General features: G+C 69.3%; 23 protein-coding genes, 1 tRNA gene, 3 pseudogenes and 1 other annotated feature. Of the genes and pseudogenes, 16 read left to right on the plus strand and 11 right to left on the minus strand.

Features of this window, described 5'->3' with window-relative positions:
* A partial coding sequence (locus CCR87_RS11040; protein WP_201157580.1) for an alcohol dehydrogenase catalytic domain-containing protein occupies nt 1-450 on the minus strand: 450 nt, incomplete at its 3' end.
* 332 nt (nt 451-782) lie between these two features.
* Between CCR87_RS11040 and CCR87_RS11045 the strand changes: the two genes are divergently transcribed.
* From CCR87_RS11045 to hslU, 3 genes are all read left to right on the plus strand, one after another.
* A complete protein-coding gene (locus tag CCR87_RS11045) occupies nt 783-1,142 on the plus strand; it encodes a helix-turn-helix domain-containing protein (RefSeq protein ID WP_201157581.1) in 360 nt (119 codons plus the stop codon).
* Between the two features lie 56 nt (nt 1,143-1,198).
* Nucleotides 1,199-2,008, plus strand: a complete 810-nt coding sequence (gene hisN, locus CCR87_RS11050) for a histidinol-phosphatase (protein ID WP_201157582.1) — start codon at nt 1,199-1,201, stop codon at nt 2,006-2,008.
* A gap of 63 nt (nt 2,009-2,071) precedes the next feature.
* Entirely contained in the window at nt 2,072-3,379 is a 1,308-nt protein-coding gene (gene hslU / locus CCR87_RS11055; RefSeq protein ID WP_201157583.1) for an ATP-dependent protease ATPase subunit HslU, read from the plus strand.
* A 66-nt stretch (nt 3,380-3,445) separates the two neighbouring features.
* Here hslU and clpX read toward each other — a convergent pair whose 3' ends face one another.
* On the minus strand, nt 3,446-4,711 hold the full coding sequence (gene clpX / locus CCR87_RS11060) for an ATP-dependent Clp protease ATP-binding subunit ClpX (protein WP_201157584.1): 1,266 nt from the start codon (nt 4,709-4,711) through the stop codon (nt 3,446-3,448).
* A gap of 139 nt (nt 4,712-4,850) precedes the next feature.
* Nucleotides 4,851-5,480 carry an ATP-dependent Clp protease proteolytic subunit gene (locus CCR87_RS11065; protein WP_201157585.1) on the minus strand — a complete coding sequence of 210 codons (630 nt, stop codon included), beginning with the start codon at nt 5,478-5,480 and terminating at the stop codon, nt 4,851-4,853.
* Between the two features lie 185 nt (nt 5,481-5,665).
* Here CCR87_RS11065 and CCR87_RS11070 point away from each other — a divergent pair, with 185 nt between their 5' ends.
* The 5 genes from CCR87_RS11070 to CCR87_RS11090 all read left to right on the plus strand — a co-directional run bounded on the left by CCR87_RS11070 (nt 5,666) and on the right by CCR87_RS11090 (nt 9,886).
* Complete coding sequence (locus tag CCR87_RS11070) at nt 5,666-6,868, plus strand: FAD-binding domain-containing protein (RefSeq protein ID WP_201157586.1); 1,203 nt, start codon at nt 5,666-5,668, stop codon at nt 6,866-6,868.
* Nucleotides 6,869-6,964: 96 nt separating this feature from the next.
* Nucleotides 6,965-7,972, plus strand: coding sequence for a nicotinate-nucleotide--dimethylbenzimidazole phosphoribosyltransferase (gene cobT / locus CCR87_RS11075; protein WP_201157587.1), 1,008 nt, complete (start codon nt 6,965-6,967; stop codon nt 7,970-7,972).
* A complete protein-coding gene (gene cobS / locus CCR87_RS11080; protein ID WP_201157588.1) occupies nt 7,969-8,745 on the plus strand; it encodes an adenosylcobinamide-GDP ribazoletransferase in 777 nt (258 codons plus the stop codon). Before cobT ends, cobS begins: the two co-directional genes overlap by 4 nt.
* Entirely contained in the window at nt 8,736-9,257 is a 522-nt protein-coding gene (locus CCR87_RS11085) for a histidine phosphatase family protein (RefSeq protein WP_201157589.1), read from the plus strand. The genes cobS and CCR87_RS11085 overlap by 10 nt, the downstream gene beginning before the upstream one ends.
* Nucleotides 9,254-9,886: a GntR family transcriptional regulator gene (locus CCR87_RS11090; protein ID WP_201157590.1), complete on the plus strand. Its 633-nt coding sequence runs from the start codon at nt 9,254-9,256 to the stop codon at nt 9,884-9,886. Before CCR87_RS11085 ends, CCR87_RS11090 begins: the two co-directional genes overlap by 4 nt.
* 10 nt (nt 9,887-9,896) lie before the next feature.
* Here the strand turns inward: CCR87_RS11090 and CCR87_RS11095 are convergent, their stop codons facing one another.
* The 3 genes from CCR87_RS11095 to CCR87_RS11105 form a co-directional block, all read right to left on the minus strand.
* Nucleotides 9,897-11,261: a TRAP transporter large permease gene (locus CCR87_RS11095; protein ID WP_201157591.1), complete on the minus strand. Its 1,365-nt coding sequence runs from the start codon at nt 11,259-11,261 to the stop codon at nt 9,897-9,899.
* A 66-nt stretch (nt 11,262-11,327) separates the two neighbouring features.
* On the minus strand, nt 11,328-11,924 hold the full coding sequence (locus CCR87_RS11100; protein WP_201157592.1) for a TRAP transporter small permease subunit: 597 nt from the start codon (nt 11,922-11,924) through the stop codon (nt 11,328-11,330).
* 244 nt (nt 11,925-12,168) lie between these two features.
* The gene (locus CCR87_RS11105; RefSeq protein ID WP_201157593.1) at nt 12,169-13,254 is read right to left on the minus strand and encodes a TRAP transporter substrate-binding protein; all 1,086 of its coding nucleotides are present in this window, start codon (nt 13,252-13,254) and stop codon (nt 12,169-12,171) included.
* A 276-nt stretch (nt 13,255-13,530) separates the two neighbouring features.
* On the opposite strand from CCR87_RS11105, the gene CCR87_RS11110 reads away from it, so the two are divergent.
* Complete coding sequence (locus CCR87_RS11110) at nt 13,531-14,694, plus strand: AI-2E family transporter (protein ID WP_201157594.1); 1,164 nt, start codon at nt 13,531-13,533, stop codon at nt 14,692-14,694.
* A 6-nt stretch (nt 14,695-14,700) separates the two neighbouring features.
* Here the strand turns inward: CCR87_RS11110 and CCR87_RS11115 are convergent, their stop codons facing one another.
* Entirely contained in the window at nt 14,701-15,219 is a 519-nt protein-coding gene (locus CCR87_RS11115) for a CIA30 family protein (protein ID WP_201157595.1), read from the minus strand.
* Nucleotides 15,220-15,335: 116 nt separating this feature from the next.
* Between CCR87_RS11115 and CCR87_RS11120 the strand changes: the two genes are divergently transcribed.
* Nucleotides 15,336-16,550, plus strand: coding sequence for an MFS transporter (locus CCR87_RS11120; RefSeq protein WP_201157596.1), 1,215 nt, complete (start codon nt 15,336-15,338; stop codon nt 16,548-16,550).
* Between the two features lie 11 nt (nt 16,551-16,561).
* On the opposite strand, the gene CCR87_RS11125 is transcribed toward CCR87_RS11120, so the two are convergent.
* Nucleotides 16,562-18,382, minus strand: coding sequence for an ATP-binding cassette domain-containing protein (locus CCR87_RS11125; RefSeq protein WP_201157597.1), 1,821 nt, complete (start codon nt 18,380-18,382; stop codon nt 16,562-16,564).
* A gap of 201 nt (nt 18,383-18,583) precedes the next feature.
* On the opposite strand from CCR87_RS11125, the gene CCR87_RS11130 reads away from it, so the two are divergent.
* The 4 genes from CCR87_RS11130 (at nt 18,584) to CCR87_RS11145 (ending at nt 20,712) form a co-directional block, all read left to right on the plus strand.
* On the plus strand, nt 18,584-19,186 hold the full coding sequence (locus tag CCR87_RS11130; protein ID WP_201157598.1) for a LolA family protein: 603 nt from the start codon (nt 18,584-18,586) through the stop codon (nt 19,184-19,186).
* A 184-nt stretch (nt 19,187-19,370) separates the two neighbouring features.
* On the plus strand, nt 19,371-19,580 hold the full coding sequence (locus tag CCR87_RS11135) for a cold-shock protein (RefSeq protein WP_201157599.1): 210 nt from the start codon (nt 19,371-19,373) through the stop codon (nt 19,578-19,580).
* Between the two features lie 471 nt (nt 19,581-20,051).
* On the plus strand, nt 20,052-20,498 hold the full coding sequence (locus CCR87_RS11140) for a hypothetical protein (protein ID WP_207186622.1): 447 nt from the start codon (nt 20,052-20,054) through the stop codon (nt 20,496-20,498).
* 139 nt (nt 20,499-20,637) lie between these two features.
* Nucleotides 20,638-20,712, plus strand: a tRNA-Gly gene (locus tag CCR87_RS11145).
* Nucleotides 20,713-21,386: 674 nt separating this feature from the next.
* Here CCR87_RS11145 and CCR87_RS11150 read toward each other — a convergent pair.
* Nucleotides 21,387-21,749 (minus strand): annotated as a pseudogene (locus CCR87_RS11150) (IS5 family transposase); the annotation flags it as partial.
* Nucleotides 21,750-21,806: 57 nt separating this feature from the next.
* Between CCR87_RS11150 and CCR87_RS11155 the strand changes: the two are divergent.
* Nucleotides 21,807-22,277, plus strand: a pseudogene (locus CCR87_RS11155) (transposase); the annotation flags it as partial.
* Nucleotides 22,088-22,204, plus strand: a sequence feature (AL1L pseudoknot). Its footprint overlaps the pseudogene before it by 117 nt.
* A gap of 151 nt (nt 22,278-22,428) precedes the next feature.
* On the opposite strand, the gene istB reads toward CCR87_RS11155, so the two are convergent.
* Both istB and istA read right to left on the minus strand, forming a co-directional pair.
* Nucleotides 22,429-23,199, minus strand: coding sequence for an IS21-like element helper ATPase IstB (gene istB, locus CCR87_RS11160; RefSeq protein ID WP_201157601.1), 771 nt, complete (start codon nt 23,197-23,199; stop codon nt 22,429-22,431).
* Entirely contained in the window at nt 23,196-24,458 is a 1,263-nt protein-coding gene (gene istA, locus CCR87_RS11165) for an IS21 family transposase (RefSeq protein WP_201157602.1), read from the minus strand. Before istA ends, istB begins: the two co-directional genes overlap by 4 nt.
* Nucleotides 24,459-24,560: 102 nt before the next feature.
* Here istA and CCR87_RS11170 point away from each other — a divergent pair.
* Nucleotides 24,561-25,097, plus strand: a pseudogene (locus CCR87_RS11170) (IS3 family transposase); the annotation flags it as partial.

A 25,097-nucleotide genomic window follows, 5' to 3' on the forward strand; every position in this document is an offset into this window, starting at 1 on the left:
CCCCCCGGCGGCCCCCAGCACCAGCAGCGTCTCGCCCGCGCGCAGCCGGCCCGCATCCGTCAGCGCCAGATGCGAGGTGCCATAGGCAACCTGGAACGCCGCGCCGGTCACGAAGTCCATCGCCTCCGGCAGCGCCACGCAGCGCGCGGCCGGCACCACCGCCCGCTCGGCCAGCCCGCCATGGCCGGGAAATCCGATCACCCGGTCCCCCACCGCGAAACCGGTGACACCCGCGCCAAGCGCCAGCACCTCGCCGGCGATCTCCATCCCGGGGGTGAAGGGCGGGGTCTGGCGCTCCTGATACTTGCCCTCGATCATCAGCAGGTCGGCAAAGTTGAGCCCGCAGGCCCGTACCGCCACCAGGACCTCTCCGGCCGCGGGGGTCGGACCCTCGGCCTGCGGCTCCAGCCGGGGGGCCATCCCCAGCGCCTCCACCACCATCGCGCGCATGCCACCACCCTCCGTCATCGCCCTGCGTCGGCTGCCAGCCCTAGCGGATGGGCGGCGCGGGGACCAGTGCGGGATCCTTTTGGGATATGTTGCACATTGCACAGTACCGCCATGGCTGTGTTGCATTCTGCATTGCATTTCGCAACACAGCCCCTGGGTGATCGCAACCCTGCGCACTCCGCCCCCGGCTGTTTGGCCTGGCTGGCCTGGCCCTGGGCCTGCACAGCCAAGGCCCGGCGACCCGCCATGATTTATTTTCCCGCCCCTCCAAGGTTGGCACGGAAATTGCATAATGATTGGTGAGGGAAGCATGAAAAGGCGAGACCGGACAGATGAAACACCCCGTGGACGTACATGTCGGCAAACGCATCCGCCACCGCCGCTGGCTTCTGGGCCAGACCCAGCAGCAGCTGGCCGAGGCGGTCGGAATCAAGTTCCAGCAGATCCAGAAGTACGAAACCGGGATGAACCGCGTCAGCGCGTCGCGGCTGTGGGACATCGCAAGCACGCTGGACGTGCCCGTGGGCTTCTTCTTCGAAGGGCTGGAGGGCGCGGAAATCGCCACCAACGGCAACGGCGACATGCTCGCTGACCGCGAGGCGCTGGAGCTGCTGCGCGCCTACTACGCCATGCCCGAGGGGCAGCGCCGCCGACTGTTCGACCTCGCCCGCGTCCTCGGCGACGCCGCCTGACCGCCGCCTTGCCGTCCCCCCCGCGCCGGAGTAGCACCGCGCAAAGGGGGACGGGCATGGCGGGACCGCAACTGACAGACGACGCCGCGCAGGAGCTTCTGGCCACGGCGCTGGACCTGGCGGATGCGGCGCGCACAGCCGTGCTACCGTATTTCCGCGCACAGGATCTCGCGGCGGACAACAAGGCCACGGCCGGCTTTGACCCCGTCACCGCCGCCGACCACGCAGCCGAATCCGCCATGCGCGCGATCCTGGCTGCACGCCGCCCCCAGGACGCCATCCTGGGCGAGGAAGGCGGCGCCACCGCCGGCACCAGCGGGCTGACATGGGTGCTCGATCCCATCGACGGCACACGGGCGTTCCTTGCGGGCGCGCCAACCTGGGGCGTGCTGATCGCGCTGTCGGATGTCACCGGGCCGCGCATCGGCGTGATCGACCAACCCTGGACGGGCGAGCGGTTCGTGGGCACCCCCACGGGCGCCTGGATGGACGGACCGCGCGGGCGCCAGGCGCTGACGACCCGCCCCGCGCGCCCGTTGGAGCAGGCGATCCTCCTCTCCACCTTTCCCGAGATCGGAACCGACGCGGAACGCGCCGCCTTCCAGGAGCTGTCGGCGCGCTGTCGGCTGACGCGCTACGGGCTGGACTGCTATGCCTATGCGCTGATCGCCGCAGGCCAGATCGATCTGGTGGTCGAGGCCGGCCTGCACCCCTATGATATCCACGCCCCGATCGCGGTGATCGAGGCCGCGGGCGGCGTCGTGACCGACTGGCGGGGCGGCCCCGCGCACGGCGGCGGGCGCGTGCTGGCCGCCGCCAACCCGTCGATCCACGCCGAGGCCCTGGCGATCCTGTCGCGCGCCTGAACCCGCCCTTGGACTTCGCGCCCGCGATGCGTAAGTGACCGCCCAAGCAACAGGAGCCCGCGCATGACCAGCCTGACCCCCCGCGAAATCGTCTCGGAACTCGACCGTTTCATCATCGGTCAGGCCGACGCCAAGCGTGCCGTCGCCGTGGCGCTGCGCAACCGCTGGCGGCGCAAGCAGCTCGATCCCGCGATGCAGGACGAGGTCTATCCCAAGAACATCCTGATGATCGGGCCGACCGGCGTCGGCAAGACCGAGATCAGCCGCCGCCTGGCCAAGCTGGCGCGCGCGCCGTTCCTCAAGGTCGAGGCGACCAAGTTCACCGAGGTGGGCTACGTCGGCCGCGACGTCGAAAGCATCATCCGGGATCTGGCCGAGGCCGCGGTGACCATGACCCGCGCCCACATGCGCGAGGAGGTCAAGGCCCGCGCCGAAGCCGCCGCCGAGGAGCGCGTGATCGACGCCGTCGCCGGTGAGAACGCCCGCCCCCAGACCCGCGAGATGTTCCGCCGCAAGCTGCGCGCAGGCGAGCTGGACGCCACCGAGATCGAGGTGGAGGTGTCAGACCCCGGCCCGTCGCTGCCGATGATGGACATCCCCGGCATGCCGCCGGGCGGCGCGGGCGGAATGAACCTCGGCGACCTGCTGGGCAAGGCGTTCGGCGGACGCAAGATGCGCAAGCGCCTGACCGTGTCCGAGAGCTACGAGGTGCTGGTGGGCGAGGAGGCCGACAAGCTGCTGGATGACGAGACCGTGAACCGCGCCGCCCTGGAGGCGGTGCAGGAAAACGGCATCGTGTTCCTGGACGAGATCGACAAGGTCTGCGGCCGCGACGGCATGAAGGGCGCGGAGGTCAGCCGCGAGGGCGTGCAGCGCGACCTGCTGCCGCTGATCGAGGGCACCACCGTGTCCACCAAATACGGCGCGGTGAACACCGACCACATCCTGTTCATCGCCTCGGGCGCCTTCCACGTCGCCAAGCCGTCCGACCTGCTGCCCGAGCTTCAGGGCCGCCTGCCGATCCGGGTGGAGCTGCGCGCCCTGACCGAGGCCGATTTTGTCCGCATCCTGACGGAAACCGAAAACGCCCTCACCCGCCAGTACACGGCGCTGATGGGGACCGAAGGCGTCACCGTGAGCTTTACCGAGGACGGCATCGCGGCGCTGGCGCGCATCGCCGCCGAGGTCAACCGCTCGGTCGAGAACATCGGCGCGCGGCGGCTTTACACCGTGATGGAGCGGGTCTTCGAGGAGCTGTCCTTCGTGGCCCCCGACCGCACGGGCGAGGCGGTCGTCGTGGACGCGGATTTCGTGGAACGCAACCTGGGCGAGCTGTCCCGCTCCACCGATCTGTCGCGCTATGTCCTCTGACGCGGCGCTAACGAAAACGGCCCGCCGGGATCGGCGGGCCGTTTTTGCAGTCCATGCGCGTGGGCGTCAGCCCGCCGACACCGGCTCATCCCGACGCTCGGCATAGATCAGCAGCGGGCGCGCGGTGGAGGATGCGGCCTCCTCGTTGACGACCACTTCCTCGACCCCGGTCATGCCCGGCAGCTCGAACATGGTGTCGAGCAGGATATCCTCCAGGATCGAGCGCAGCCCCCGGGCGCCGGTCTTGCGCTTGATCGCTCGCTTGGCGATGGTGCGCAGCGCGTCCGGGGTGAACGTCAGCTCCACCCCTTCGATCTCGAACAGGCGCTGGTACTGCTTGACCAGCGCGTTCTTCGGCTCCGTCAGGATGGTGACGAGGGCATCCTCGTCGAGGTCCATCAGCGTGGCGACCACCGGCAGACGGCCCACGAACTCGGGGATCAGGCCGAACTTCAGCAGGTCCTCCGGCTCCAGCTCCTTCAGGACGTCGCCCACGAGGCGCGCTTCGGGGTCCTTCACCTCGGCGCCGAAGCCGATGGACGATCCCTTGCCGCGTTGCGCGATGATCCGGTCGAGACCCGAGAACGCCCCCCCACAGATGAACAGGATGTTGGTCGTGTCCACCTGCAGGAATTCCTGCTGCGGATGCTTGCGCCCGCCCTGCGGCGGCACGCTGGCCACGGTGCCTTCCATCAGCTTCAGAAGCGCCTGCTGCACCCCCTCCCCGCTCACGTCGCGGGTGATGGAGGGGTTGTCGGACTTGCGCGTGATCTTGTCGACCTCGTCGATGTAGACGATGCCGCGCTGCGCACGCTCCACGTTGTATTCCGACGCCTGCAACAGCTTGAGGATGATGTTCTCCACATCCTCGCCAACGTAACCGGCCTCGGTCAGGGTGGTGGCGTCGGCCATGGTGAAGGGCACATCGAGGATGCGCGCCAGCGTCTGCGCCAACAACGTCTTGCCGCAGCCCGTCGGGCCGATCAGCAGGATGTTGGACTTCGCCAGCTCCACCTCCGGCGACTTGGCCGAATGGTTGAGGCGCTTATAATGGTTGTGCACCGCCACCGACAGGACCCGCTTGGCGTGGACCTGCCCGATGACGTAGTCGTCGAGCACCTGACAGATCTCGCGCGGGGTGGGAACGCCATCCTTGGTCTTGAAACCGGTGGACTTCGTTTCCTCGCGAATGATGTCCATGCACAGCTCGACACACTCGTCGCAGATGAACACGGTCGGTCCCGCGATCAGCTTGCGCACCTCGTGCTGGCTCTTGCCGCAGAACGAGCAGTAGAGCGTGTTCTTGCTGTCACTGCCTGAATTGTTCTTCATGGCTGTCCTCTGCGGCCGCTGTTCATGATCTGACCATGCCGGGCGCGCCCGATGGCGCCGACCGGTCCCAAGACTAGGGCACGGCCGGGCCCATCACAACGCAAAACTGCCCCGCCCGGCCGTGGCGCGTTCCCGACGGTCACGTCGCGGGCGCATCCGGCGCGGCGCGATGGGTGACGATCTGGTCGATGATGCCCCAGTCGCGGGCCATCTCCGCCGTCATGAAGTTGTCACGCTCCAGTGCGTTTTCAACCGTGGCATAGTCCTGCCCGGTGTGCTTCTCGTAGATGCGGTTGAGCCGCTCCTTCAGCTCCAGGATCTCCTTGGCGTGGATGGAGATGTCGGTCGCCTGCCCCTGGAACCCGCCGGAGGGCTGGTGCACCATCACCCGGCTGTTGGGCAGCGAGAACCGCATCCCCTTCTCGCCGGCCGTCAGCAGCAGCGAGCCCATCGACGCCGCCTGCCCCACCACCAGCGTGGAGACCTTGGGCTTGATGTACTGCATGGTGTCGTAGATCGACAGGCCGGACGACACCACGCCGCCGGGGCTGTTGATGTACATGGAGATTTCCTTGGACGGGTTCTCCGCCTCCAGGTGCAGCAGCTGCGCCACGATCAGGCTGGACATGCCATCATGCACCGGACCGGTCAGGAAGATGATGCGCTCCTTCAGCAGGCGCGAGAAGATGTCATAGGCGCGTTCGCCCCGGCTCGTCTGCTCGACCACCATGGGCACGAGGTTCATGTAGGTCTCGATCGGATCGCGCATGTTCTGCTGCCTCTGCCTGTCACCTGCCCGGTTGGGTCTACCCCGGGGATGTTGCTCAAATCTTGCCTTCCTTGAGTCTTAGGACGCGGCCCGACCCCCTGCAAGGGCCGCGGGCACATCGCGCCCTTGGCCGGGGCGTGCGCGGGGCTACCTGCGGCGCTGTTGCCGCAGCGAAAGGCCCGCCGATGACCCCGCCCCGATTTTCGCCCGACCGCGCCGCCGGGCTGGACCGGCTGGCCCGCTTCGTGCCGCAGGCGGGGCGCGCATATGCCGCACGGCGCAACCATGACCTGGAGGGGCACCCGCATGTGTCGGGCCTGTCGCCGTGGATCCGTCACCGCCTCGTGACCGAGGCGGAGGTGATCGCCGCAACCCTGGGCAAGCACAGCGCCGACGCGGCCGAGAAGTTCATCCAGGAGGTGTTCTGGCGCAGCTACTGGAAGGGCTGGCTGGAGCTGCGCCCCGGCGTGTGGCACGACTACCGCCGCGAGGTCGGCCACGGGCTGGACCGCATCGCGACCGAATCCGGCCTGCGCGCCGACTGGCAGGCCGCCTGCCGGGGCGAGACCGGCATCGACGCCTTCGACCATTGGGCGCGCGAGCTGGTGGACACGGGCTGGCTGCACAACCACGCACGGATGTGGTTCGCCTCGATCTGGATCTTCACACTGCGGCTGCCGTGGGCGCTGGGGGCGGATTTCTTTCTGCGCCACCTGCTGGACGGCGACCCGGCGTCGAACACGCTGGGCTGGCGCTGGGTGGCGGGGATCCAGACACGCGGCAAGATCTACCTCGCGCAGGCCGACAACATCGCGCGCTACACCGACGGGCGGTTCCGCCCGCAGGGTCTGGCGCGCAGCGCGCAGCCGCTCGACAGCCCGCCACCGCCCGCGCCGCGCGCCCTGCCCGCCGCCGCAGGCTGGCACGCCGATCGGCCCGCAGGCCTGCTGCTGACCGAGGAGGACCTGACCACCGGCTGGCTGGCCGACCGGGGCCTGCGCCCGCGGGCCGTGGCCACGCTGGCCTGCGCCGCGGGGCGCTCGGCCCTGGAGGTGGCGCCCGGGGTGCACGCCTTCACCCGGGGCGCGCTGGAGGACGCGACGGCGCGCCAGGAGGCCCCGGGGACCGCCTGCGCCGACCCGGCCGCCGTGGTCGCCTGGGCCCGCGCCGAGGGGCTGGCGCAGATTGTCACGCCCTGGGCGCCCACCGGACCCGCGGCCACCGCGCTGGAAACGCTGGAGGCGGCGCTTGCCCCCCATGCCATCGCGCTGGTGCGCGCGCGCCTTGGCTGGGACAGCCGCGCCTGGCCGCATGCCACGCATGGGTTTTTCCGCTTCCGTGCGCAGATCCCGCAGCTGCTGCGGGCGGCCGACCTCGCCGCCGCCTGACCGGGGCACGGCGCCGCGGCTGCCCGGCACCGGGCGGGCTGTCCATCGCGCGCCCGCGTTGCTATGGCGACGGCCGGTCGCAGACAGGAGACGCGAATGGACGATGCAGACTTCGACGCGCAGCTGCGCGCGGCAATCGATGGCAAGACCAAACCCCTCGGGGCGCTGGGACGGATCGAGGCGCTGGCCGCCCAGATCGCCCGCCTGCAAGGGACCCTCGTGCCGCGCATGGACACCTGCACGCTGGTGATCTTTGCCGCCGACCACGGCGTCGCGGCCGAAGGGCTCTCGGCCTTTCCGCAGGCGGTGACGGTGGAGATGGTGCGCAACTTCCTTGCCGGTGGGGCGGCGGCGAACGTGTTTGCGGCCACGCTGGGCGCCGGGGTGCAGGTGGTCGACGCGGGCGTCGCGGGGGCGATGCCCGATCACCCCGACCTGATCCGCCGCCCCGTGGGCCGGGGCACCGCCAATCTGCGCCATGGCCCGGCGATGACGCCCGACCAGGCCGCGCGGGCGCTGGCAACCGGCGCCGAGATCGCCCGCGCCGCCCCCGGCGACGCGCTGGCGCTGGGCGAGATGGGGATCGCCAACACCTCGTCGGCGGCATTGCTCCTGCACCGCCTGACGGGGGTGGCGCTGGAGCGGCTGGTGGGCCGGGGCACCGGGCTGGATGACGCGGGACTCGCGCACAAGAACGCCGTGCTGGCGGCCGCCTCGGCCCGGGTGCCGGAGCGCCTTTCGCCCGACGCGGCGCTGGCCGAATTCGGCGGCTTCGAAATCGCCATGATGGCCGGCGCGATGCAGGCCGCCGCCGAGGCCCACCGCATGGTGCTGGTGGACGGGCTGATCGCGACCTCGGCTGCGGCCGTGGCGCTGGGGCGCGCGCCGCATATCCGCCCGGCGCTGGTGTTCTCGCACCGCTCGGGCGATGCCGGGCATGCGGCGGCGCTGGAGGCGCTGGAGGCGCAGCCGCTGCTGGACCTCGGGATGCGCCTGGGCGAGGGGACCGGCGCGCTGCTGGCCTGGCCGCTGCTGCGCGCGGCCGCGGCGATGTTGTGCGACATGGCCAGCTTCGACGCCGCCGGCGTGAGCCGCCCCGCATGACCCCCCTGTCGCGCTGGCGCGAGGAACGCGCGGTCTTCCTGCTGACGGTGCAGTTCCTGACCCGCCTGCCGGTGCGCGACCCCGATCTGTGGAGCCCGGCGCGCATGGCCCGCATCCCGGCATGGTTTCCCGCCGTCGGCGTCCTCACGGGGGCGGTGATGGCGGCGGTGTGGCTGGGCGCGGGCGCGCTGTGGCCGCCGGTGCTGGCGGCGCTGCTGGCGGTGGCGGCGGGGCTGCTGCTGACGGGGGCGTTCCACGAGGACGGATTTGCCGATGCCTGCGACGGGCTGGGCGGCGGTGCCACGCGCGAACGCGCGCTGGAGATCATGCGCGACAGCCGGCTGGGCACCTATGGCGCGGCCGGGCTGGGGCTGATGCTGGCGGGGCGGGTGGTGGCGCTGGCTGCGATGCCCCCCGTTGCGGGCGCGGTGGCGCTGGTGGCCGGACAGGCGACCAGCCGCGCCTCGGCGGTGCTGGCGATCGCCACGGGGCGGTATGCGCGCGACCACGGCACCGCCAAGCCGGTGCAGGAGGGGGTGACGCCGGCCGACCTCGGGCTGGCGCTGGGGACCGCGGCGGCGGTGGCGGCGCTGGCCCTGTGGGCGCTTCCGCCAGGCGCGCTGCTGGCGGGGCTGGGGGGGATGGTGCTCGGGCATCTGGCGATGCGGGCGTATTACGAGCGCCGCCTGGGCGGCTACACCGGCGATTGCCTGGGCGCGGTGCAGCAATGCTCGGAGGTGGGGTTCCTGCTGGGGGTGCTGGCGTGGCTGTGATCCTGCTGCGCCACACCCGCCCGGCGGTGGCCGAGGGCGTGTGCTACGGGCGCACCGACCTCGACCTTGGCCCGTGCTTTGCGGCCGAGGCCGCGCGGCTGGCCGATGCGCTGCCGCCGGTCACGCAGGTCGTCACCAGCCCGCTGTCGCGCTGCCACCGGCTGGCACAGGCGATCGCCACGGCGCGCGCGCTGCCCCTGCGCATCGATCCCCGGCTGATCGAGATGGACTTCGGCCGCTGGGAGGGGGTGGCCTGGGATGCCATCCCGCGCGCCGAGATCGACGCATGGGCCGCCGACCTGCTGCATGCCCGCCCCCACGGCGGCGAGACGGTGGCCGAGATGGCCACCCGCGCCGCCGCGGCCCTGGCCGACCTTGCGCGCGGGCCGAGCCCGGTGCTGGCGGTCACCCATGCCGGGATCCTCAAGGCCGTGCACGCCACCCGCGACGGCCCCGAGGCCTGGCACCGCCCCTTTCCCTTTGCCAGCTGGCAGGTCATCGACGGGCCATGACCGCCAAGATCCCCACCCACGAGGCGACCTATGCCCGCATCCGCGACATGGTCCTGCACGGCGCCCTCGCCCCCGGCGAGGCCGTCACCATCCAGGGCCTGATCGATGCCACCGGCGCCGGCATGACCCCGGTGCGCGAGGCGCTGCGCCGCCTGACCGCCGAGGGCGCGCTGGTGCCGCTGGGCAACCGGCGCATCGCGGTCCCCCGCCTGACCGAAGCCGCGCTGGAGGAGATCGCCTTTGCCCGGCTGGCGATCGAGCCGCGGCTGGTGCGCATGGCCGCGCCCCGGCTGGACGCGGCGGCGGTTGCCACGCTTGCGGACATCGACGCGGCGCTGGACGCGGCCATCGCGGCGAGCGACGTGGCGGGATATCTGCGCGAGAACCACCGCTTCCACTTCACGCTTTATGCCGCCGCCGACAGCGCGGTGCTGGAACGGCTGGCAACCACGCTGTGGCTGCGGGTCGCGCCGTCGCTGCGGGTGGTCTGCGCGGGCGCCAGCGGCCTGCCGGACCGCCATCGCGACGCGCTGGCCGCCCTGACGGCGCGCGATGTCTCAGCGCTGGAGGCCGCGATCCGCGCCGACATCGCCGAGGGCCTCGCGCATGTGCGCCAGGCGCTGGGCTGACGGCCGGGCGCTACTGCACCAGCATCTGCCCCGGAAGCCACAACACCAGCTGCGGGAACGAGAACACCAGGATCACCGCCAGCAGCTGCAACAGCACGAACGGGATCACACCCTTGTAGATGTCGAAGATCGTCACCTCCTTGGGCGCCACCCCCTTGAGGTAGAACAGCGAGAACCCCACCGGCGGCGTCAGGAAGGACGTCTGCAACGTCACCGCGAACAGCACGATGAACCAGATCGGGTCAAACCCCAGGGCCGCCACCACCGGCGTCACCAGCGGCAGCATGATCAGCGAAATCTCCAGCCAGTCGAGGAAGAACCCCGCAAGGAAGGCGATGAACAGGATCGTCAGCACGATCCCCCCCGGCCCGAACGGCAGCCCCTGCAACAGCCCCGAGATGAACTCGTCCCCACCCAGCTGGCGCATCACAACGGCGAACATCGTGGCGCCCAGGAAGATGCCGAAGATGAAGGCGGTGGTCAGGGTGGTCTTCATCCCCACCTCCTTCAGCACCGCCCAGGACAGCCGACCGTTGAGCGCGGCCAGCAGCGTCGCCCCGAACGCGCCCACCCCCGACGCCTCGGTCGGGGTGGCAAAGCCCATGAAGATCGAGCCCAGCACCGCCAGGATCAGCAGCACCGGCGGTACCACCGCCCACAGCGTCGACAGCACCAGCCGCAGCGTGACCGGCGGCAGGTCCGTGGGCGCCGGCGCCAGCTTCACGAACAGCGTCGCCGCCACGATGATGAAGATGATGTAGAACGTCCCCAGCATCAGCCCCGGGATCAGCGCGCCCATGAACAGGTTGCCCACCGACACCGACATCTGGTCGGCCATGATGATCAGCATGATCGACGGCGGGATCAGGATCCCCAGCGTCCCGGCCGAGGCGACGACCCCCGAGGCGAAGCCCTTGTTGTAGCCCTGCTTGAGCATGATCGGCATCGACAGCATCGCCAGCAGCACCACCGAGGCCCCCACGATCCCCGTCGAGGCCGCCAGCAGGATCCCGATCACCACCACGCCCAGCGCCAGACCGCCGCGGTAGCGCCCGAACAGCTGGATGAAGTTCGCCATCAGCTTTTCGGTGACGCCCGAGCGCTCCAGCATCAGCCCCATGAAGATGAACATCGGCAGCGCGACCAGGATCCAGTTGGACATCTGCCCCCAGATCCGCTGCACCATCACCCCGAAGATACGCATGTCGGTCAGGAAATAGGTATCCCAGTCGAGATACTCGAACCCCCAGATCGCGACGAAGCTGAACGCCACCGATATGCCCGCCAGCGCCCACGCCACGGGAAACCCCGTGAAGATGAGCGCGATGAACGACACCAGCATGGCGATGACGAGGATTTCGTTGACTTCGAGCATCCGTCCCTGTCCTCCGGGGTCCGGCAGCCGCGCCGGGAATTTCGTCTGTGTGCGGTGGGCGGCGCGTCAGCGCGACGCGCGGGGGCGCGGCACGCCGAACAGCAGCGCGCAGATCCGCACCGCCCGCGCGAATGCCGCCAGCCCCAGGTACACGAAGGCCACCACGATCACGCCCTTGATCGCCCAGCGGTTCGCCAGCCCCCCCGGCGCCGACGAGCGTTCGCCGCGGTTGAACGACGCCTCGGTGAAGGGGATCGCATAGAGCAGGATCAGATAGACCATCGGCGCCACCAGAAGCAGAAGGCCCAGCAGCTCGATCACGGCGCGGGTACGCGGGCGCAGGTTCATCGCCACCACATCGACACGCACATGGGCATCATGGCGCAGCGCGTAGCCGATGCCGAGCATGAAGCCCACGGCGTACATGTGCCACTGCATCTCCTCGACCCAGATGTAGTTGACGCCCAGCGCGTAGCGGCCGACCACATTGGCCACGATGACCAGGACCAGCACGATCCAGATCCAGTTGATGACGCCGCCGACGACGTCGATCACCGCCTCGATCGCGTCCGACAGGCGTGTGCGTGGAAAATCGAGTGCATGTCCGCGTGCCGAAGCCTGCTCGACCTGCGCGGGATCGATGTCGATGTCGCTCTTGCCCATGACCTGATGCGCCTCCCCGACGCCGGTGGCGGGGGCCTGCGCGCCGACGCGCGCCGGACCTGTCCGCGCGTGCCCGCGTGCCACCGCCGCCGCCGGACACCCCGTGTGATCAGGCGCGCGCCGCCGCGCACCGCTTCCGGTACCTGCGCGTGGGCGCCCCCTCCCGGGGCGCCGCACGCACGGGCCCGCGCCGGGGGCGCGGGCCGCGATCAACCCCGGGCGGCGGCTGCCGCCCGTCGGTCGATCAGTCCTCGATGCGGGACTGCCAGTCGCGCGGCAGGTAGCCCTGCTCCTTCCACGGACGCAGTTCGGCCTGGAACTCCATCATGGAGGCATAGACCTTGCCGAACATCTCGTCGCGCTCGGAGTTGCGCGCCATGACGGCCTGCGTCGCCTCGTAGAAGGCCGCGATCTGCTCGTCGGAGTAGGTGCGCACGTTGGTGCCGCGCTCCTCGAAGCTGGTGATCACAGCGCCCTGCAGGGCCTCGGCGCGGGCGATGGCATAGGCGTTGCCGGCCATGCAGGTCATCTCGATGATCGCGCGGGTCTGATCGTTCAGGCCGTTCCACACGTCAAGGTTGACGTACAGGTACTGGTTGGTCGAGGGCTGGTGCCAGCCAGGCAGGTACAGATAATCCGCCACCTGGTAGAAGCCGAGCTGCTCGTCCACCGTGGGCAGCGAGAACTCGGTGCCGTCGAGCGTGCCGGTCTCCAGCGCCTGGTACAGCTCGCCACCGGGCAGCAGCGTCACCGACATGCCGAATTCGGCAAAGATCTCGCCGCCGACGCCGGCGGCGCGGAAGCGCAGGCCCTGCAGGTCCTCGACGGTGTTCATCTCCTGACGGAACCAGCCGGCGGTCTCGGGGCTGATGGTGCCGCACAGGATCGGATGCACGTTGTAGGGGTGGAAGGTCTCCTCCAGCAGCTCCTGGCCGCCGTGGTGGGTCATCCACGCCAGGAACTCCACCGATTCGAGGCCGAACGGCGTGGCGCCGAACAGCGCCGCGGCCGGAACCGTGCCCCACTCGTAGCCCATCCAGCTGTAGCCGGCGTCGATGTTGCCGTCGGCGACGTTCTCGAAGATCGACAGCGCCGGCACCAGCGCGCCGGGCTCGGCCACGCGCAGATCGATCGCACCGTCGGACACGGCGCGCAGCTGGTCGGCCACCCACGGCATGGTGTCGCCCAGCGCCGTCAGCGTGGAGGCGAAGCTCATCGGGATCTGCCAGCGCACCCGGTCGAGGGCGTCGGCCGGGCTCGGCGTGACCATCATCGCAATGGCGCCCACTGCGGCGGCGGTTCCCATCAGACGCGTCATCTTGTCGGACATTTTACCCCTCCCTGGGTTCTTTATTGTGGTAAGTCGGTCTTACCAATCGCGGGCGCGATGGCAAGATATTTCTGACCGCGCCCCCCTGCCCGCCTGACCGGCATGGGCCATCCGGGGGGTGCGGCACGACGCGCGCGGGCACGGTTGCGACCTTGCTCCGCAGGCGGGGCGGGCTTAATGTCGGGGGCTGGCGCGGGCGGATCGTGGACCCGGCGGCGCCGGCCACCGCGCCACGGTGCAAGGCAGGCACATCATGGCGCCGCAGGGAGGTGTGCGATGACACAAGGCAACGGACAGCACCCCGTCCCCCCGACGCGGCTGACCTTCGGCGAGAAGTTCCGCCTGCAGACCTGGCTCCTGGGCGTCATCGCCTTCGGCATCGTCCTCTACATGCTGATCGCGGCCAAGTTCGTGCTGATCTCGCTGGCCATCGCGATCATCCTGTTCAGCCTGACGTCGGACGCGATCAACTCCATCGCGCGGGTGCGGATCGGACCGATCCGGATCTCCAACGGGGTGGCGTCGCTGGTGGCGGTGCTGCTGATCGCCTCGGCGCTGCTGACGCTGTCGGGGCTGGTGCTGGCGCAGATCAACATGGTGGTGTCGACCACGCTGTCCTATACCGACCAGGCGCAACGCGCGATCGCGCAGGCCTTCGCGTGGATGGGCGCCGACGTGGAGGAGGCCGTGCTGTCCTCCATCCGCACCATCGAGGTCACCGGCTATATCCGCACCGCCGCGGGACAGGCGGGCAACATCCTGTCGGGGGTGGTGCTGGTGATCCTGTTCATGGGCTTCCTGTTCGCCGAGCGGATCTGGTTCTCGACCAAGCTGCGCAACCTGATGGGCGATCCCGAACAGGCCGAGCTGGTGGGCAAGATCATGGGCTCCATCGTGCGCTCGGTGAACTATTACCTGCTGGTCAAGGCGTTCGTCAGCGGCATCACGGGGCTTCTGGTCTATGGGCTGATGACGCTGTTCGGGCTGGAGCTGGCGGCGGCGATGGGCATCCTGACCTTCGTGCTGAACTTCATCCCCAACCTCGGGTCCATCATCGCCACCGTGGTGGTGGGGCTGGTGGCCTATGTGCAGGTGGCCGATCTGGCCACGGCGCTGGTGATCTTTGCCGCCTCGGGGGCGATCCAGTTCACCGTCGGGAACGTGATCGACCCGATGCTGATGGGGCGCACGCTGCGGCTGTCGTCGTTCGGGATCATCATCTCGCTGGCGTTCTGGGGGCTGGTGTGGGGCGTGGTGGGGATGTTCCTGGCGGTGCCGATCATGGTGGGGGTGATGATCGTGTGCTCGCACATCCCCGCGCTGCGCCCCGTCGCGGTGCTGCTGTCGCGCGAGGGGCTGCCCATCGTCACCCTGCCCGCCACCGGCACCCCGGCGGTGCAGACCGACCTCGACCGGCGCAGCCGCAAACCCGCCGCCTGAGCGCCATCAGCGCCAGAGCCGCAGGCCGCCGAGCGCCAGATCGGCCTCGAACGGGCGGCCGATCGCCACAAGCCCGATCCGGCGCAGCCGCAACCGATCAAGAGGCGCGTCGATGCGGTGCGGCGCGAAATCCCCGAACGCCAGCCGCAGCGTACTCCAGCGCCGTGCGGGCGTGACCGGCTGGCGCCAGGATTGCCACGGACGCGCGATGGTGTCGGTGCGCAGGTGCACGCCGTACTCCACGCCGTTGCCCAGCAGGTCCAGCTCCAGGCCAGCCCAGCCGCGCGCGTCCAGCGTCCCGCCCCCCGGCGCAAGGTCGAGGGCCATCTGCACGAACCCGCCATTGTTCTCGGTGCGGACGGTACCGGTCATGCGCAGCGCGGGCCGGCCCGCCACATCCGCCCGCCGCAGCAGGCCCTGGCTGACGCCCCCCATCACCCCATCGGTCACCAGCGCCCAGCGCGTGCCCAGCGTGGACTCGGGATGCGGCCGCGAAAGATCGTCGAGGATGGCAGCATCGGACATGCCGCGACCCTGCCGCAGCCGTCCGCGCGGCGCAAGCGTCTGCATCTTGTCCCCCCCGCCACGATCCCCGAAGGTGCCCCGGGACGGCAACGACCACGGCGGCAAGGAGCGGCGGCATGGCCACGGGCGACGGCGCAACGGCACGGATCGCCCCACCGGCAGGGGCGCCGGCGGTGACATGGGCGGTGATCGCGGGCCTCAGCCTGTGTCACCTCCTCAATGATGTGATGCAGTCGATGCTGGCGGCGATCTATCCGCTGCTTCAGGCCGAGTTCGCCCTCAGCTTCAGCCAGATCGGGCTGATGACCCTTGCGTTCCAGGTGACCGCGTCGCTGCTGCAGCCGGCGGTGGGACTGGCGACGGACCGCCACCCGGCGCCGATAGCACTGCCGATCGGCATGGGCGCCACGCTGATCGGGCTGGGATTTCTGGCCTATGCGCCCAGCTACGGACTGCTGCTGGCGGGCGCGATGCTGATCGGCGTCGGCTCGGCGGTCTTTCACCCCGAGGCCAGCCGGGTGGCGCGGCTGGCTTCGGGCGGGCGGCATGGCACGGCACAATCGCTGTTCCAGGTCGGTGGCAATCTGGGCAGTGCGCTGGGCCCGCTGATGGCGGCGTTCGTGGTGGTGCCGCTGGGCCGGCCCTCGATCGCGTGGTTCGCGGTGGCCGCGCTGCTGGGCATGGCGATCCTGGGACGGGTCGCGGCCTGGCACGGGCGGCTGAACCGCGCCAGCGGACCGGGCCGTGCGGCGCCCGCCCTGCGGCTGCCACGCGGGCGGGTGGTGGCACTGATCTCGGTGCTGGCCGTTCTGGTGCTGAGCAAGAACGCCTATACCGCCAGCATCTCCAGCTACTACACCTTCTTCCTGATGGAGCGGTTCGGGATCGGCCTGCAACCGGCCCAGGTGATGCTGTTCGTGTTCCTGGGCGCGATGGCGCTGGGGGTGGCGCTGGGCGGCGTGATCGGCGACCGGGTCGGGGCGCTGACGGTGATCTGGATCTCGATCCTGGGCGCGCTGCCGTTCACGCTGGCGCTGCCGCATGTGGGGTTGTGGGGCACGCTGGGGCTGTCGGTGGTGATCGGGGTGGTGCTGTCGTGCGCCTTTCCCGCCATCGTCGTCTATGCGCAGGAGCTGGTGCCCGGTCGCGTGGGCATGATCGCAGGGCTGTTCTTCGGCTTTGCCTTCGGCATGGGCGGGATCGCGGCGGCGGCGCTGGGGGTGGTGGCGGATCGCCATGGGCTGGCCACCGTCTATCTGATCTGCAGACTGCTGCCGGCGCTGGGGCTGCTGGCGGTGCTGCTGCCGTCGCAGCACCGTCCCGCGGGCTGAGGCGGTGCGCCTCAGGCGACCCTGGCCACCTCGGCGATGCGGCGAAATTCGGGGCTGGTGGCCAGAAGCTCCTCCCACGGGCCGACCGCGACCAGACGTCCCTGATCCAGCACCACGATGCGGTCACAGACCTTCACCGTGCTCAACCGGTGCGCGATCATCAGGATGGTCTTGTCGCCGGGCAGCGCGTTGATCGCCGTCATCACATCCCGCTCGGTCAGGTTGTCGAGCGCGCTGGTCGCCTCGTCGAACACGATCAGGTCGGCGTCATGGTACATCGCCCGCGCGATCCCGATGCGCTGGCGCTGGCCACCCGACAGGCGCACACCGCGCTCGCCGACCCGGGTGTCGTAGCCTTCGGGCAGCTGTTCGCGCACGAAAGTGTCGAGCGAGGCAATCCTCGCCGCGCGCTGCACCCGCTCGTCCTCGATCTCCTCGGGGGGGACGCCGAGGGCGATGTTCTCGCGCACGCTGGAATCGGTGAGGAAGATGTCCTGCGGGACATAGCCCACGCTCTCCTGCCAGGCGCGCACGCGGCTGTCGTCCACCACCTGGCCGTCGACGACGATCCAGCCCGACTGCGGCCGCAACAGCCCCAGGACGATGTCGGCCAGCGTGGTCTTGCCCGCGCCGGTGCTGCCGACGATCCCGATCCGCTCGCCCGCGCGGACGGTCAGGCTGATGCCCTCCACCCCCGGACGTTCGGCGTTGGGATACCGGTAGCTGATCGCATCGAGACGCATCTCCTGGCGCAAGCCAAGCCCGCCGACCCGGACCCGCGGCAGAGGCCGCCCATCCCCCCGCACAAGATCCGCATGCACGAGATCGACGACCGCCCGCCCCGATTGCATCACTGCGATCGAGCCATAAAGGCGCGAAAGCTCCGGCATCATCCGCTGCCCGGCCAGTGCGAACACCCCAAGAAGCGGCACGATGGCGCCGATCGCCTCGCCGCCCTCGAAGTCGCTGGCCCGCACCAGGACAAGACACAGCAGAATGATGCCGCCAAACGCAACCGCCTGGATGACAAGCTGCGGCAACTGGCTCAGAAGCTGGATCTTGACATCCACCTTCGCCAGCCGCTGCGACGGGACGCGAAAGCGGTCGACATAGGCGGCCTCGCGCCCAAGGAGCTTGATGTCCTTGACCCCGCCCAGCGCCTCGGATGCCATGCGGAACCGCTCGGCATTGGCCGCAGCCCGCGCCACGCCCAGCTTGCGCAGCCGTGCGCGGGTGATGGCATAGACGAGCCCGTACGACCCGCCCAGCACCGCGAAGGCCACGATCGACACCCCCGGCGACACCCACAGCAGAAACGCCAGCAGCGCCAAGATCGTCAGCAGCGAGGTGACGATCACGGCCGCCGGGCGCAGGCAGCGGGAGACGACCTCGCCGGCCTCCGCCAGCACGCGGGTGCCCATGTCGCCGGAGTGATGGTCGAGAAAGAACTCATAGGGCTGGCCTAGGTAGCGCGCCATCAGCCGATGGCTGAGGCTGTGCACGCGCATCTGGGCAAAGCGGGCCACCGCATACGTGCTCAGCATCTGCATCGCCGTCGCCACGATGATCACCGCCAGCGCCCCGACGCCCAGCATCATCAGGAACCCATAGGCCGACCGGAAGCCGAGCCGATCGTACAGCCATGCCAGCGCCGGTGTGGTGGCGATTCGTCCAGGATCGGACAACACTGCGAGGAACGGCATCACCGCGCCCACCATCGCCGTTGACGTCGCCGCCGCGAGGACCGCAACCGCAAGCACGAGCAGCGCGTTGCGCTTCTCGCGTGCGTTGAGCAGCGACCACGCCTTGCGCCAGGTTTCCAGATCGATCACCGGAGCGCTCCGTCTCGGGGAAGGCCGCCGGTCCTCCGGCGCCAGTGGTCCCGCCTTAGCGGAGGCGGCCTCTCTCGCCAAGGGGTTCGCCCGGTCGGAGTAAACGGCACCGCGACCCCGGCGCGCGATAGCGCAACTTTCCGCAAAACGTGACCCGCGGGACGGGATGACGGCTGCGCGCGGATTGCCTATATCAGGGACATGGACCGCAGAACCCTCCTCCTTGCGCCGCTGGCATGGGCCGCCCTCGGGCGTCCGGCGGCGGCCGCGCCGATCCCGCTAGGCGAGATCTCGCGCTATTTCAACGCCATTCAGACCGCCCAAGCGGAGTTCACGCAGGTCAATCCGGACGGCTCTCTCAGCACCGGGCAACTGTGGATCCGGCGCCCGGGGCGGATGCGGTTCGAGTACGACAGCCCCGACAACAGCCTGGTGATCGCGGCATCCGGCACCGTTGCGGTGTTCGATCGCAAGTCCAACACCGGCCCCGCGCAATACCCCCTGTCCCGCACGCCGCTGAGCCTGATCCTCGCGCCGAGGGTCGACCTGACGCAGGCGCGGATGGTCGTGGCGCACCGCCAGGACGGCGATACCACCGTGGTCGTCGCCCAAGACCCCGACCGGCCCGAACATGGCACGCTGCAACTCGTGTTCACCGCCGCCCCGACCGAGCTGCGCCAGTGGCGCGTGACCGACGACGCCGGGCGCGAGACGACGGTGGTGCTGGGACAACTGCGCACCGGCATGACCGTACCGAACCGACTGTTCGACCTCGCAGCCGAGGCGCCGCAGCAGGGGCGCTGAGGGATCGGCCGCGACAGGTTTCGAAAAAATCCTTGCAAGGCGCGCGGTCCGCTTCCATAATTGTCGGGCGAGTTACCAACTGTCGACTGCTATCTCCGACCACGGCCTGAGGCGCTCGATATCGTTACGGACTGCGCCAAGCTGCCGCACTTCCGCGGGCAGCGCCCTGACAGGAGATCTCACGATGGCCAATGGCACCGTGAAGTGGTTCAATGCAACCAAAGGCTTCGGCTTCATCCAGCCGGATGGTGGCTCCAAGGACGTGTTCGTCCACATTTCGGCGGTCGAGCGCGCGGGCCTGCGCGGCCTCGATGACGGCGCCAAGGTGACGTTCGACCTCGAGACCGGCCGCGACGGCCGCCAGTCGGCCACCAACATCGCGCTGGTGGGCTGACAAGCCAGGCCACCCGTAGCCGGGGGCCGAGGCAGAATTCGGAAAAAGGGCCAGTCACAGGCCCTTTTTTCATGCCTGGACGGCAGTGGCGGCAGCATAACCGGTGGGCGATACGCCCATTCCGGGGCGCAAGACCCGGAACCGTCCCGTCTGGCCGCGCTCGCTCTGGTGCGGTGGCGTTCCATTCCATACCGTGACGGCCCCGCCCCGACCGACAGGCACGACCAACGCCGTGAAGGCCGCAGTGCCAGGGATCGCAAGACGCCCGGTGCTTGCCCGACGACGGACCTCCCGGCCTGCCCAACAACGGCGCCGGGTGCCCGGGCGGCCTTCGCCTGTGACCGGAGGCGTCGCGCGCCTGCCCGTCCCACCTCGGCGGTTTGTGTGCCGGGCTTCTGCGCGATGCCCGGAAGCCGCGCTGTCCATCACGGCACCGCCCCCACGCGGGTGAATCAGAACGGGACCGGCCCCATGCCGGTGCAGCGGCCCTCCTTGCGCGACCACGCCAGCGACATGGCGGCCGCGAAGAGGAGTCCGTTGCCGCTCGACCACCCTGCCGCAGTGGACGCGCCGGTCGCGCATCAGGACCTTCCAGAAGACGTCCGGCGCCAGAAGCGCCCGCAGCGTGACCCGGCTGTCAAAGGCCTGCTGGCCTTTCACGACGTCCCGGCCGAGCATCCGTGCCACCTCCCGTCTAGAGCGCGTTCGCAACCGTCCGGCGCGGATCGTGCGCACCAACGGGGCGCCGTCGCAAAAGACCGCGAAATGGCGGTCACCCTCGGCATGGCGGCGTCAAGGTCATGGTGCAAGCTGGCGCGCAAGCAAGACGGTGCCATTCGATTTCCCAGCACCATCAAAGGCATCAAGCTCCCCGACAGCGTCGCCCACCGCGCCGCAATCGAGCGCCGCGCCGCCTGACGAGGCCGCCTCCTCCAGAGCCTGCCTGAGCGCTCAGCGCACACAGCGCCCCCTCACCGCGGTGTTCCACAGGAAGTTGCCGGTCCCGAAATTTTCCGCTTGCACCCCCCCGGCGAACGGCCTAAACGCCTCCTCGGACGCGGGCGTAGCTCAGGGGTAGAGCACAACCTTGCCAAGGTTGGGGTCGTGAGTTCGAATCTCATCGCCCGCTCCAATATTTCAGTCAGACCACTGAAGACGCGTAGTCGCGCGGCCCTCACGATCGGTGGGGAGCACCGGGGCAACTCGGCCGGAACTTCCTTCCGCCGGGGTCACTCATGCCGAATTGTGCCTCGAATTCCTGAGCGCCACGCTGTTTGCAGGTGCCCAGCAAAACGTCGCGCACTGCCATGGCCTTGCTGACACTCGGAGGGAGAGAGCACCCTTCGCCATACACCCCGCCTCCAGACAGCTGTTATTCGGCAGGTTGCGCAGCCAGTTTGCTCGGACCAGCGCGTCGCTGCATTCCTCGCCCTGCGCCCTATCGACCACAAGGGCACAAAGCGCTTCAAACCCGAGACTCACCCGCCGCGCGTCGGCGTAAAGCGGATGGCGCGTCAGAAAGAGGCGCCCTGCATGGTGAAGCAGCTTGTCCAGGGTGCGGCCCAGCAAGAAGACTCGGCCCCGTCCCTCGGCCCGGGTGTGATGTGACAGGTGACGTACGCCAGATTCTAGAGCGAGGGTGCCGCCGCTCTCGGCGTCGCTCCGGTCGGGCCGGCAGTGATCCTTCTCCCGGACATCTCTGAGCCCAAGACGGCTTTGCGCTTCTCAGCGTCGGTCTGGGTGTCGCAGGACGCTTCACTGAGTCCGTAAGGCGACATCCAGGTTAGGGTCAGGACTCGTCCTTTCTCATAGCCAGAAGATGACGGCTGCAGCCAGCGCGATGGCGGACATGAAGACCTTCGGGCATCTGTCGTAGCGGGTGGCAATGCGCCGCCAGTCCTTCAGCCGGCCGAACATGATCTCGATGCGATTGCGGCGCTTATACCGCCGTTTGTCGTGGCGAACCGCCTTCCCTCGGGACTTCCGGCCGGGGATGCAGGGCCGTATCCCCTTGTCCTGCAACGCTTCTCGGAACCAGTCGGCGTCGTATCCCCGGTCGGCAATCAGCCACTCGACCGCCGGCAGGGAGCCGCACAGCGCCCGCGCGCCGACGTAATCGCTGACCTGGCCGGCCGTGATGAAGAACTGGATCGGACGCCCTTGGCTGTCGGGTTGAACCGCGCCGGGTTTGCCGGAGGCTCCAACTCTTGAGTAGGATGGAGCATCATGAGCAAGACAACGAACAAGTTTTCTCAGGAAGTGCGTGACCGCGCGGTGCGGTTGGTCCTGGACAACGAGGGTCAGCATGCGTCGCGCTGGCAGGCGGTCATGTCGATCGCGGCAAAGATCGGTTGCACGCCGCAGACGCTGAACGACTGGGTCAAGAAGGCCGAGGTGGACAGCGGCCGACGCGCTGGCGTGCCGACCGAGATAGCCGAGAAGATGAAGGCGCTCGAGCGCGAGAACCGCGAGCTGCGCCAGGCCAACGAGATCCTGCGGAAGGCGTCGGCGTATTTTGCGATGGCGGAGCTCGACCGCCGGTCGAAGTGATGGTGGGTTTCATCGACGCGCACCGGGATGCGCACGGGGTCGAGCCGATCTGCGCGGTTCTGCCGATCGCCCCGTCCACCTACCATGATCATCTAGCGAAGCGGGCCGATCCGGCGCGGCGGTCGGATCGTGCGCGCCGGGACGATGNGTGTCAAGCGACACCCAGTCTTACGAGCTAAGGCGACATCCAGTCTTACGAGGTGTCGCGCAACGGAGCGGCCCCGGGGGCGCGCGCTGACCGCCAAGAGTCAGAGCGCGCGCCCCCGGGGCCGCGGGCCGTTGGGTACTGTGGGTGGGCTCAGCCTTTGAGGGCGTCCTCGAGGTCGCGGAGCCGATAGCTGCGGCCCTTGATATTGAGGACATTGGCGCGGTGGAGCAGGCGGTCGAGGATGGCGGTGGCCAGCACCTCGTCACCGGCGAGCAACTCGGTCCAGTCGCGGATGCTCTTGTTGGTGGTGATGATCATGGCGCCGCGACCATAGCGATAGCTGACGAGGCGGAAGAACAGGCTGGCCTCTTCACGGTTCATCGGGTCGTAGCCCATCTCATCGATCAGCAGCAGCGTGGTGGACATGTACTTGCGGCTCTTGATCCGGGTGGGCGGCAGGTGGGCGTCGGCGCGCAGTGCCGTCAGCAACTCGTCGAAGCGGAAGTACTGGACCGAGAAGCCGAGTTGGATCGCCCGGATGCCCAGGCCGCAGAGAAGATGCGACTTGCCCACCCCTGGCGGGCCCTGCATCAGCACCACCTCCGCGTTGCGGATCCAGGCGCCGGTGGCCAGCGTCTCGATCCGCGAGCGCTCGATCGCGGGCTGGAACGCGAAGTCGAAGTTCTCCAGCGTCATGCCGCTGGGGATCTTGGCCGTCTTCAGCATCGTGCGGATGCGGCGCTCCTCGCGGCCGGAGCGCTCGGCCTCCAGCAACCGGTCGAGGAAGACATGCGCCGGCATCTCGGCGCGCACGGCCTCGGACAGCAGGCCCTCCAGTGCCTCGACGGCATGGGTGAAGCCGAGGGCCGCCAGCTTCTCATGGGTGGCGTCGATGTCGAGTTTCACGCGGGGGGAGGTCATCGCGCCACCTCCGACAACTGGGCATAGAGGTCGATGGAACGGTGCTGGACGTTGCTGGCGGCGATCTCCTGCAGGCGCCGCCCCATCCGCCCCAGCGGCATCGGCGCGCGCACCCGATCGGTATCCTTGCCCTCGTAGTGGGCCTCGTCACGCAGCAGCAGTGCGTCGGTGCCCCGGGAGTGTTCAGCGACGACCGCGGCGTCCTTGAGAACCTGCACGTGTCCCGCCAGCCCGCGCACCTCGACCTCCTGCCCGACGAGGCGGAACGGCACACTGTAGCGACGCCCCTCGAAGCTGACCATGCAGTCGACCTCCACCGGTCGGCGCACGACGACATCGAACGGCTCCGGCAGCGTCTCGGGCAGCGGCGTCAGCAGCCGGCGCTCCTGCTCCCAGGCATCGGCGATGGGGGTCCCGGTCAGCGGGCAGCGCAGCCGGCGGGATCGGTCCTCCAGCCGGGCATCGGTCACAGCCTGCAGATGCTCGAGGCTCTCGAAGGGCTCGAGCCTCGGATCCACGACCTCGCGCAGGTCGCGGGCGCCGCGCTCGGCCTTGCCCTTGCCTTGGGGGTGGCGCGGCTGGCAGGCGTCGACATGGAACTGCAGCTGCACCGCAAACCGCCGGTAGGTCTCGTTGATCACGCCCCATGCCCCGGCGCCCTTCGCGATCGCCGTCTTCACGTTGTCGATCCGCAGCACCGCAGGAACGCCGCCCAGGCGCTGGAGGCAGGCCAGCTGGCAGGACTGCCACGACAGCATGTCCTTCGACCGGGCCCAGACCACCGCGCGCTTGCGGCTCCACGACAACGTCACGATCAGCGCCACGAGATCTACCGTCTGGCAGCCCAGCACCGCGCCGGGAAACTCCACCCAGTCCACCTGCGCCTGCGCCCCGGCCGGCGTCTCCACCCGCCGCCGCGCCCGGATGGCCGGTGCCGGATACGTCCGGCTCCAGTACCGCTGCACGGACTTCAGGCTGCCGCCATAGCCGTGTTCGCGGCACAGCCAGGCGTGCAGCTCGGCCAGGTTGGCCCGGCCACCCTCCTGCTGGCTGCGCCAGTGCGCAATCGCCTCCGCATGCGCCGCAGCCTTCAGTTCCTGCTTGCTCCGACCGTCGCCGCTATCCGACGCCCACCGCTTGCGGTGGTACCGCACCGTCCCCTCGCTCACCCCCAGAAGCCGCGCCACCGCGCTCTGCGAATGCCCCTGTTTCAACAAGACCGCCATCGCCGTCCGTCCCTCGATCTCGAGACGACCCATCGTCCTCCCCCGACAACCCCTGCCAGGAAATCGATCAGGCCAAGGCGACACCTCGTAAATCTGGGTGTCGCCTTACGGACTCAATGACGCGTCCTCCTACANCACCGGGATGCGCACGGGGTCGAGCCGATCTGCGCGGTTCTGCCGATCGCCCCGTCCACCTACCATGATCATCTAGCGAAGCGGGCCGATCCGGCGCGGCGGTCGGATCGTGCGCGCCGGGACGATGCTCTGCGCCCCGAGATCCGACGCGTCTTTGGGGAGAACTGGAGCGTCTACGGCGTGCGCAAGGTCTGGCACCAGCTGCGCCGCGAGGGGTTCGATGTCGCCCGCTGCACTGTTGCGAGGTTGATGAAGGACATGGATATTCAGGGCATTATCCGAGGAAAGCCGCACAGGACGACGATCCCCGACAAGAAGCAGCCCTGTCCGCTGGACAAGGTAAACCGCCAGTTTCGGGTGCCAGCGCCGAGCATGCTGTGGGTTTCGGACTTCACCTATGTCGCCACCTGGAAGGGGTTCGTCTATGTGGCTTTCGTCATCGACGCCTACGCTCGGCGCATCGCCGGGTGGCGTGTCAGCACGACCCCTCATGCCGGGTTCGTCCTCGATGCGCTCGAACAGGCGGTCCATGAACGC

This window comes from Rhodobaculum claviforme, assembly GCF_016653255.1.
Lineage (GTDB): Bacteria > Pseudomonadota > Alphaproteobacteria > Rhodobacterales > Rhodobacteraceae > Rhodobaculum > Rhodobaculum claviforme.

What these genes read in the sequence shown, in the direction of transcription:
- CCR87_RS11090 (WP_201157590.1), top strand. Translation starts at nt 9,254, where the DNA reads ATGACCGCCAAGATCCCCACCCACGAGGCGACCTATGCCCGCATCCGC.
- CCR87_RS11135 (WP_201157599.1), top strand. Translation starts at nt 19,371, where the DNA reads ATGGCCAATGGCACCGTGAAGTGGTTCAATGCAACCAAAGGCTTCGGC.
- hslU (WP_201157583.1), top strand. Translation starts at nt 2,072, where the DNA reads ATGACCAGCCTGACCCCCCGCGAAATCGTCTCGGAACTCGACCGTTTC.
- CCR87_RS11070 (WP_201157586.1), top strand. Translation starts at nt 5,666, where the DNA reads ATGACCCCGCCCCGATTTTCGCCCGACCGCGCCGCCGGGCTGGACCGG.
- clpX (WP_201157584.1), bottom strand. Translation starts at nt 4,711, where the DNA reads ATGAAGAACAATTCAGGCAGTGACAGCAAGAACACGCTCTACTGCTCG.
- CCR87_RS11110 (WP_201157594.1), top strand. Translation starts at nt 13,531, where the DNA reads ATGACACAAGGCAACGGACAGCACCCCGTCCCCCCGACGCGGCTGACC.
- CCR87_RS11095 (WP_201157591.1), bottom strand. Translation starts at nt 11,261, where the DNA reads ATGCTCGAAGTCAACGAAATCCTCGTCATCGCCATGCTGGTGTCGTTC.
- hisN (WP_201157582.1), top strand. Translation starts at nt 1,199, where the DNA reads ATGGCGGGACCGCAACTGACAGACGACGCCGCGCAGGAGCTTCTGGCC.
- istA (WP_201157602.1), bottom strand. Translation starts at nt 24,458, where the DNA reads ATGGGTCGTCTCGAGATCGAGGGACGGACGGCGATGGCGGTCTTGTTG.
- CCR87_RS11045 (WP_201157581.1), top strand. Translation starts at nt 783, where the DNA reads ATGAAACACCCCGTGGACGTACATGTCGGCAAACGCATCCGCCACCGC.
- cobS (WP_201157588.1), top strand. Translation starts at nt 7,969, where the DNA reads ATGACCCCCCTGTCGCGCTGGCGCGAGGAACGCGCGGTCTTCCTGCTG.
- CCR87_RS11105 (WP_201157593.1), bottom strand. Translation starts at nt 13,254, where the DNA reads ATGTCCGACAAGATGACGCGTCTGATGGGAACCGCCGCCGCAGTGGGC.
- CCR87_RS11065 (WP_201157585.1), bottom strand. Translation starts at nt 5,480, where the DNA reads ATGCGCGATCCGATCGAGACCTACATGAACCTCGTGCCCATGGTGGTC.
- CCR87_RS11140 (WP_207186622.1), top strand. Translation starts at nt 20,052, where the DNA reads ATGCCGGTGCAGCGGCCCTCCTTGCGCGACCACGCCAGCGACATGGCG.
- cobT (WP_201157587.1), top strand. Translation starts at nt 6,965, where the DNA reads ATGGACGATGCAGACTTCGACGCGCAGCTGCGCGCGGCAATCGATGGC.
- istB (WP_201157601.1), bottom strand. Translation starts at nt 23,199, where the DNA reads ATGACCTCCCCCCGCGTGAAACTCGACATCGACGCCACCCATGAGAAG.
- CCR87_RS11100 (WP_201157592.1), bottom strand. Translation starts at nt 11,924, where the DNA reads ATGGGCAAGAGCGACATCGACATCGATCCCGCGCAGGTCGAGCAGGCT.
- CCR87_RS11120 (WP_201157596.1), top strand. Translation starts at nt 15,336, where the DNA reads ATGGCCACGGGCGACGGCGCAACGGCACGGATCGCCCCACCGGCAGGG.
- CCR87_RS11130 (WP_201157598.1), top strand. Translation starts at nt 18,584, where the DNA reads ATGGACCGCAGAACCCTCCTCCTTGCGCCGCTGGCATGGGCCGCCCTC.
- CCR87_RS11115 (WP_201157595.1), bottom strand. Translation starts at nt 15,219, where the DNA reads ATGTCCGATGCTGCCATCCTCGACGATCTTTCGCGGCCGCATCCCGAG.